General features: G+C 55.6%; 6 protein-coding genes. All 6 read left to right on the forward strand.

What is annotated here, in order from left to right:
* Nucleotides 1-528, forward strand: a 528-nt coding sequence (locus tag GAP13_RS11995; protein WP_158908549.1) for an N-6 DNA methylase, incomplete at its 5' end; no start/stop codon positions are given.
* Complete coding sequence (locus GAP13_RS12000; RefSeq protein ID WP_158908550.1) at nt 518-1,651, forward strand: PDDEXK nuclease domain-containing protein; 1,134 nt, start codon at nt 518-520, stop codon at nt 1,649-1,651. The genes GAP13_RS11995 and GAP13_RS12000, both read left to right, overlap by 11 nt.
* A complete protein-coding gene (locus GAP13_RS12005) occupies nt 1,641-2,984 on the forward strand; it encodes a restriction endonuclease subunit S (RefSeq protein ID WP_222126216.1) in 1,344 nt (447 codons plus the stop codon). The genes GAP13_RS12000 and GAP13_RS12005 overlap by 11 nt, the downstream gene beginning before the upstream one ends.
* Nucleotides 2,981-4,393: an SIR2 family protein gene (locus GAP13_RS12010; RefSeq protein WP_158908551.1), complete on the forward strand. Its 1,413-nt coding sequence runs from the start codon at nt 2,981-2,983 to the stop codon at nt 4,391-4,393. Before GAP13_RS12005 ends, GAP13_RS12010 begins: the two co-directional genes overlap by 4 nt.
* Nucleotides 4,383-6,605 carry a helicase HerA domain-containing protein gene (locus tag GAP13_RS12015; protein WP_158908552.1) on the forward strand — a complete coding sequence of 741 codons (2,223 nt, stop codon included), beginning with the start codon at nt 4,383-4,385 and terminating at the stop codon, nt 6,603-6,605. Before GAP13_RS12010 ends, GAP13_RS12015 begins: the two co-directional genes overlap by 11 nt.
* Nucleotides 6,602-7,974: type I restriction endonuclease subunit R (locus tag GAP13_RS12020; RefSeq protein WP_158908553.1), on the forward strand; the 1,373-nt coding region annotated here is incomplete at its 3' end. The genes GAP13_RS12015 and GAP13_RS12020, both read left to right, overlap by 4 nt.

Below are 7,974 nucleotides of genomic sequence, written 5' to 3' on the forward strand. Positions count from 1 at the left end.
CAGTCCGGAGAGGGCGAGATCCGCAAAAACCTCATTGAGGCCAACCTTGTGGACTGCATGGTGGCATTGCCGGGCCAACTCTTCTACTCCACCCAGATTCCGGCCTGTCTCTGGTTTTTGGCACGGGACCGCCAGGACGGCAGGTTCCGCGATCGCCGCGGCGAGATTCTTTTTATCGACGCGCGCAAGCTGGGCCGCATGGTGGACCGCACCCACCGCGAATTGACCGATAAGGATATCAAAAAGATCGCCGACACCTATCACGCATGGCGTGGTGAAAAGGAATGTGGCCAATACGCCGATGTGCCTGGCTTCTGCAAAAGCGCTCCGCTGGATGAGGTTCGCACGCACGGTTACGTGCTCACGCCCGGTCGCTATGTCGGGGCGGAAGCTCAGGAAGATGATGATGAGCCGTTCGAGGAAAAGATGCAGCGGCTCGTTGCACAATGGCGCGAACAGCAAGCCGAAGCGGCGAAGCTCGATGCGGCCATTGCCGCCAACCTGAAGGAGTTGGGGTATGGCGAATAAATCCCGAAAGCCGGAGCAGAACGCGCGCGTGCCCGAACAGACCGAAGCGCGCCGACTTGACGCAGGAATTGCCGGCGATCTCCCCGCAGATTACGCAACCCTGCTCACCGAACTCAAGCAGCGCATTCGGGAAGAGCGCGTGCGCGTGGTGCTCGCCGCCAACGCAGCCATGGTGCTGCTCTATTGGGACATCGGCCGTACCATTCTCCAGCGGCAAGCGCAGGAAGGCTGGGGAGCCAAAGTGATTGACCGACTCTCGGCCGATTTGCGCCGGGAGTTTACCGACATGCAGGGGCTTTCCCCGCGCAACCTCAAGTACATGCGCGCCTTTGCCGCGGCCTGGCCCGACCGCCACATTGTGCAAGAGGTGCTTGCACAAATCACCTGGTACCACAACATTGCCCTTTTGGACAAGCTGGATGCCCCCGAGGTTCGCCTCTGGTACGCCCGCAAAGCGCATGAAGAAGGCTGGAGCAGGAACATCCTCGTCCTTCAAATCGAGCGGCGCCTCCACGAGCGGCAGGGCAAGGCCATCACCAACTTTGCCGCTACTCTGCCTCCGGCGGATTCCGACATGGCGGCACAAATCTTCAAGGACCCGTACCTCTTTGACTTCCTCGGCACCGCCGACCCGCGCCGCGAACGCGAGCTGGAACAAAGCCTCATAGACCACATCCAGCGCTTTCTCCTGGAACTCGGCGCGGGTTTTGCCTTCGTCGGACGGCAAGTGCTCCTGGAGGTTGGCGACCGGGACTTCTTTGTGGACTTGCTTTTCTACCATCTCAAGCTCCGTTGCTACGTGGTCGTGGAGCTAAAAGCCGGACCCTTCGACCCGGCGTATGTGGGACAGATGAACCTGTACCTTTCGGCCGTGGATGACCTCCTGCGCCATCCTGACGACAAACCGACCATCGGGCTGTTGCTCTGCAAAGGCAAGGACCGGCTGGTGGTCGAGTACGCCTTGCGCGATGTGACAAAACCCATCGGCATCGCTGAATGGGAAACCCGCCTTATGGCGACCCTGCCGGAGGAACTCAAACGCAGCTTGCCGACCGTGGAAGAGCTGGAGGCGGAGCTGGAAAATGTGGCACACAAAACACAGGAGGAAGGGTATGGGGGGTGAAGTTCGACCGTTCGGGCAGCTCTTTGTGGAGCCAACGCGCAACGGACTGACCCGCCCGAAGACTGTACGCGGCAATGGGGTCAAGATGGTCAACATGGGCGAGCTATTCGCTTACCCGCGCCTATGCAACGCGCCAATGGAGCGTGTTCCGTTGAGACCATCGGAGTACGAGAGGTTTCTGCTCAAGGAGGGAGACCTACTTTTTGCAAGGCAGTCATTAGTACTTGAGGGGGCTGGGAAGTGCTCAATCTTTCTGGGTGACGACGAAGCAGTGACGTTCGAGTCACACATAACCCGTGTCAGGCTTGATCCGACTAAAGCCAACCCCTGCTTCTACTTTTACTATTTTCAGTCGCACCACGGTCGAGCAGCAATTCGAAGTATCGTTGAGCAGGGTGCAGGTGCGTCAGGGATACGCGGAAGCGATCTTGAATCGCTGGATGTACAGTGGTGCCCCCTCCCCGAACAGCGCACCATCGCCAACATCCTCGGCACGCTGGACGACAAGATCGATCTGAACCGGCGCATGAGCGAGACGCTGGAGCAGATGGCGCGGGCGCTCTTCAAATCGTGGTTTGTGGACTTCGACCCTGTGCGCGCAAAAATGGACGGCCGCTGGCGCCGTGGCGAATCCCTGCCCGGCCTGCCCCCCGATCTCTACGACCTCTTCCCCAACCGTCTCGTCGATTCCGAACTGGGGGAGATTCCGGAGGGGTGGGAGGTGAAGCCCATCGGTGACTTGGCCGACGTTGTTGGTGGAAGCACCCCGAAGACCGAGCGGAGCGAATATTGGGAGGGCGGCACGCATCACTGGGTCACGCCAAAGGATTTATCTGGGCTTTCGATGCCGGTTCTGCTCGACACCGAACGAAAGATCACCGACGCGGGATTGGCTCAGATCAGTTCGGGCTTGCTCCCGGAGGGAACCGTCTTGCTTTCATCGCGCGCCCCGATTGGCTACCTCGCCATTGCCGAGATTCCCGTTGCCGTCAATCAAGGCTTCATCGCCATGAAGCCGCGCCGCGACATGTCGAACCTGTTCTTGCTGCGCTGGGCTCGCTCGGCTCACGAGGACATCGTCAGTCAAGCCAATGGCTCCACGTTCCTTGAGATCAGTAAGTCGAGTTTCCGGGCGATTCGCACTGTCGCACCAGCCGCGTCCGTGATGGATGCCTTCGATCGGATTTCGCGGTCCATGTATCGCAAGGTAGTCGAGCACGAGCGCGAATCCCGCACTCTCGCTGTCCTACGCGACACTCTCCTGCCCAAACTTATCTCCGGCGAGCTACGAGTGAAGGACGCGGAAAAGTTTTTGAAGGAGAGAGGGTTATGAGCGAAGATAATGCTAATGAAATTGATCGTTTCGAAATTGGAGGTGAAAACCTATTGTCAAAGGTGTCGATGGGATTTTTCCAAACCTCCAATGACACTCTGCCTTTGGGCACCGAAACGTTGCCGCGGGAAGAGCTCGATGACATCCGTGTTCGCATAGGGACGCTCCTTAAGACGGAGACAGTGTCCTTCTTACTCGGCGCAGGTGCTTCGGTAGATTGCGGAGGACAACTGATCGGCTTAGTCCCGCTGGCTGTGGAGCGGGACTTGCATCGCAAAGATACTGCGGGCACTACGGAAGCCCAAGTGGCCCAATGGCTAAAGGTATTCTATCTTGCCGTGAGCCACTCAGGTGGTGGTGACACTACCCCGGTAAGCGAGGACGAGATCCGTTCGCGTCAGCAGAAACTCGAGGGTAAAGAGGTGAAGTCACTGCTGGCAAACTTCGAGCAGGTGCTTGCTACGCTCCATCGGTGGCGCTCTGCCCTGCCTTCGACCGGTGGTCGGTTGCGGGTGGACTCTACCTCTACCGTGACGCTCGACGCAAATGCGGAAGATCTCGATGAATGCCTAAGACGTGCGACGCGTGCACTCGCTATTGCATGCAATCTCCCGACTGAGGACAAGGAAGGTGGCATCTCAACTTATAAGGCTTTTATTCGCAAGCTCCTGACACGCCCGCTCAACCTGAAACGGGTGAACATCTTCACGCTCAACTACGACACGCTCGTTGAGCAGGCATCCGACGCCGATGGTGTTGTCCTTCTGGATGGCTTTGTTGGCACATATCGACGTGTATTCCGTCCTGAGTCATATGAGCAGGATCTTTACTTCCCAGCGGAGACAACGGAGGGACGCGTACACCGATTTGACCGAGTGCTGCACCTCTATAAACTGCATGGATCGATTACCTGGAGGGCAACGAAACCGTCTATAAACAATCCCTACGGTATAGAATCAGAAAGGTTTAATTTGAATGACACTCAACCCGTCCTGATATATCCGACACCGGCCAAATATGGTGAAACATTGGGTATGCCGTACGCCGAACTCTTCAGACGTTTTGCTGCTGCGGTCGTAAGGCCCCAGTCGGTACTGTTTGTGATCGGTTACGGCTTCGGCGATGAACATGTGAACGCAATAATTCGACAAGCGCTCGCTGTGCCAAGTTTTACTATAGTGATCGTGGATCCTGCGCCGAATAGCGATTTTGTGAAAGCGCTGCGGAAACAGAATGATCCACGCGTTTGGATATCAGAGGGAAGTAGAATTGGAACCTTTGAAGGGTTTGTGAAAGAGGTTCTTCCCGATTTACGGGAGGAGGAGATCCTCAAGAAGGTTGTTGCAACACACCAATCTCTTAGCAAGAAGGAAAATACTGGGAGAGGAGACATGTCCGATGACAACTGACTTCGAAATTGGTCGTGTAGTTGCCGTAGATACAGCACAAGTAACAATCGAGCTGAACAGCGACCTTAAGGGGATGAGTCGGAGTACCTACGAAGGGCCGCACGAAGTGGGGCGCATTAATTCCTATGTGATCATCCCGGTGGGCGCTCGGCGGCTCGTGGCGATGGTGACGCGAGTTGTACTGGTGGAAGAAGCTGAAATGAAAGCAGATCGAACGATGGTTACTCTTCCCGCCGCACGGCGCCTGATGAAAGCGACGCTTATCGGCACAATTGATGGTGACAAGTTCCGGCAGGGTGTATCGCTCTTTCCTGTGCTCGATAATCCGGTTTACTTGGCAGGGCGCGCTGACCTTGATGCGATCTTCGGTCCGATCGAGTCGAAACAAACGACACCGCCTAACATGGACGAGCCAGGTTACTGCATCCCTATTGGCGAATCCGCTGTCGTGCAAGGAAGACCCATCCGGATCGACCCAGATGTCTTCTTCGGCAAACATGCAGCTATCCTTGGTAGCACCGGTTCAGGCAAGTCCTGCACAATAGCAAGCCTGATTCAATCAATTCGCAAGCAACCAACTGTGAAGCGGACGACATTCGTGATCCTGGACACCAATGGCGAGTACCGCTCTGCATTTCAGAGACAGAAGAAGGACGGGACATGGGAAGATATAGGGTCAAGGAAAGTTCTTTATATACCGTCTGATCCAAGTAAGGCGGCTGAGCGTCTTGTCATTCCATACTGGTTTATGAATGCAGAGGATTTTGTAAGGATCTTTCAGGCGTCCAAGGGTGTGCAGCGACCAGTACTCCTCGAATCCCTGCGCCTAGCCCGTAACGAAGCTGGCAGTGCCTCGCCACTTGCGACCTTACGGGAGGAACTGATTCTTGAGCTCAATCGCATATGGTCACTATCAGGAAAGGATGAGAAGACATCGAAGGATGTACGGGACTTGGCAAAAGGTCTCAAGACACGAATCGAGCAGGAGGATTTAAGCCAAGGATGGACTGATGCGAGTACAGAGTTTTCACTGAATAAGGACGAAGTTGCGAAAGCACTCGATAATGTCATAAAAACCGCTGATAATAATATAGACAATGGCACCTACCCCAAGGTATTGCCTGCTGACGCGAGGAAACAGATTCGCGATGCAATTGACCCCATCTACCAGAATCTTACAGGAACGCATATCGGTGATAGTACCAATGTTGCCGGACGTTCGGCTGATGCGCCTTCGTATTTCGACAAACTGAAGTTCCGATCACGCCACCTTGAGCAAGTGCTGCGACGAGAGGAATCAGGCGGCGCAAGGGCGCGTGATTACACTGGAACAATGCTTCTGCGTATTGACAGGCTGCTGGCTGATACGAGATTCGATTTTATGTTCGGTCCTGTCGATGGAGTTTTACCGAATCCTGTACATGCATTGGCTTCGTTTTTACGTGATACGCTCGGTATCGGGTCGCTTCAGAATGGTGATTTGTCAAAGGTGGAGGACATTCCGACGGGTCGATTGCCGTTCTATGATCGGCAACGGAATAATGAAGGTCCAGTTGACGTGGTAATTCTTGACCTGAGCCTTCTGGCTGCAGAAGTGCTGGAAAATGTCACCGCACTGATCGGTCGCCTTATTCTTGAATTTCTACAGCGACTTGGGGAGTATGGCGGTGAGGAAGCCCGAGGTTCACTTCCTGTCATACTTGTTCTGGAAGAGGCACAGAACTACATCCAGCAACCACGGTCTGCTGAGGATGAATCGATTTCTCGTGTCGTTTTTGAGAGAATTGCGCGCGAAGGTCGGAAGTATGGTTTGAGCCTGGTTGTTGCCTCTCAGCGGCCGAGCGAACTATCGAAAACCGTTTTATCGCAGTGTAGCAGCTTTATCGTGCATCGCCTTCAAAACCCCGAAGACCTGCGCTACTTCAAAGAGATCGTACCTGCAATCTACGGGCCGATGCTAGATCAGATCCCGGCGCTCGCTCCGCAGACGGCTCTCGTCCTTGGTGAATGTGTTTCCGCACCAGCCTTAGTCAAAATTCGCACGGCTTCCCCAGTCCCAAGAAGCCGCGACCCTAAGTTCTATCGGTACTGGGTTAGTGATAATCCACCTGAGGTCGATTTTGAAAGTATCTGTGAGAAATGGGAAGGAACACACAATGAAATTGACGCGGTTCCGTCCAAACAGAAAAGAAACGAGGACAATACCAGATGAACTCGTTTACCGAATCCACCGTCGAATCCGCTGCCCTTGCCTGGCTAGAATCAGCCGGCTGGCAGGTGGCGTACGGTCCTGACATTGCACCGGGAATGCCTGCCGCCGAGCGAGCCGACTACGGCGAGGTGGTGCTGCCGCAGCGATTGCGCGATGCACTCGCGCGCCTCAATCCCGGTCTCCCTGCAGAAGCGCTCGAAGATGCCTTCCGCAAACTCACCCGTCCTGAGGGAGCAGACCTGATCCAGCGTAACCGCGCGCTGCATCGGCTGCTCATAGAGGGCGTGAATGTGGAGTACCGCGAACCCGATGGCTCGATTCGCGGTGCACAGGCACACGTCATCAGCTTCGACTTCCCACTTGCCAATGACCTGCTGGCAGTGAACCAGTTTACCCTCATTGAGAATAAACATGAACGACGTCCGGATATCGTCCTGTTCGTGAATGGATTGCCGCTCGCGGTGATCGAGCTCAAAAACGCCGCTAGCGAAAACGCCACCATCTGGACCGCCTTTCACCAGCTCCAAACCTACAAGACCGAAATCCCATCAATCTTTTTGACCAACGCGGTCATGATCGTGTCTGATGGCCTTGAGGCCCGCGTGGGAACGCTCAGTGCCGGACGCGAGTGGTTCAAACCCTGGCGAACGATCTCTGGCGAGGCTTTGGCCGATGCGCGCCTGCCCGAGCTGCAAGTCATGATCCAAGGCCTGCTTGCCCCGCACCGATTGCTCGCTCTGGTACAAAATTTCATTGTCTTTGAAGATGACGGCAGCCGTATCATTAAAAAAATGGCTGGTTATCACCAGTTCCATGCAGTACAGGCTGCCGTACAGGAGACGCTGCGCGCTGCGGGGTTGGGACAGTTGGAATACGTCAACGATCGCAGCGGCGGTCGCTACATGGCAGGACCGAATCATGCCGGCAAACGAGGTGACCGGCGCGTTGGCGTGGTGTGGCACACCCAAGGTTCGGGCAAGAGCCTGACCATGGTCTTCTACGCCGGGCGCATCATTCGAGAACCCGCGATGGCAAACCCCACCCTCGTCGTGCTCACCGACCGCAACGACCTCGATGACCAGCTCTTCAGAACCTTTTCGCGCTGTCAGGATCTTTTGCGCCAGCCACCGCTACAAGCCGAATCCCGCGCGCACCTGCGCAAGCTCTTGTCAGTCGATGCCGGAGGGGTGGTATTTACCACCATTCACAAATTTTTCCCTGAAGAAAAAGGCGACCGATACCCCGTTCTATCGGACCGTCGTAACATCGTCGTTATCGCCGACGAGGCCCACCGCAGCCAGTACGACTTTATCGATGGATACGCCCGTCACATGCGCGATGCCCTGCCTCATGCCTCATTCATTGGCTT

It is taken from the genome of Rectinema subterraneum (assembly GCA_009768935.1).
GTDB classification, from domain to species: Bacteria; Spirochaetota; Spirochaetia; order Treponematales; family Rectinemataceae; genus Rectinema; species Rectinema subterraneum.

Bases quoted from the DNA above. Each gene is read 5' to 3' on its own strand.
- GAP13_RS12015 (WP_158908552.1), top strand. From the start codon at position 4,383: ATGACAACTGACTTCGAAATTGGTCGTGTAGTTGCCGTAGATACAGCA.
- GAP13_RS12010 (WP_158908551.1), top strand. From the start codon at position 2,981: ATGAGCGAAGATAATGCTAATGAAATTGATCGTTTCGAAATTGGAGGT.
- GAP13_RS12000 (WP_158908550.1), top strand. From the start codon at position 518: ATGGCGAATAAATCCCGAAAGCCGGAGCAGAACGCGCGCGTGCCCGAA.
- GAP13_RS12005 (WP_222126216.1), top strand. From the start codon at position 1,641: ATGGGGGGTGAAGTTCGACCGTTCGGGCAGCTCTTTGTGGAGCCAACG.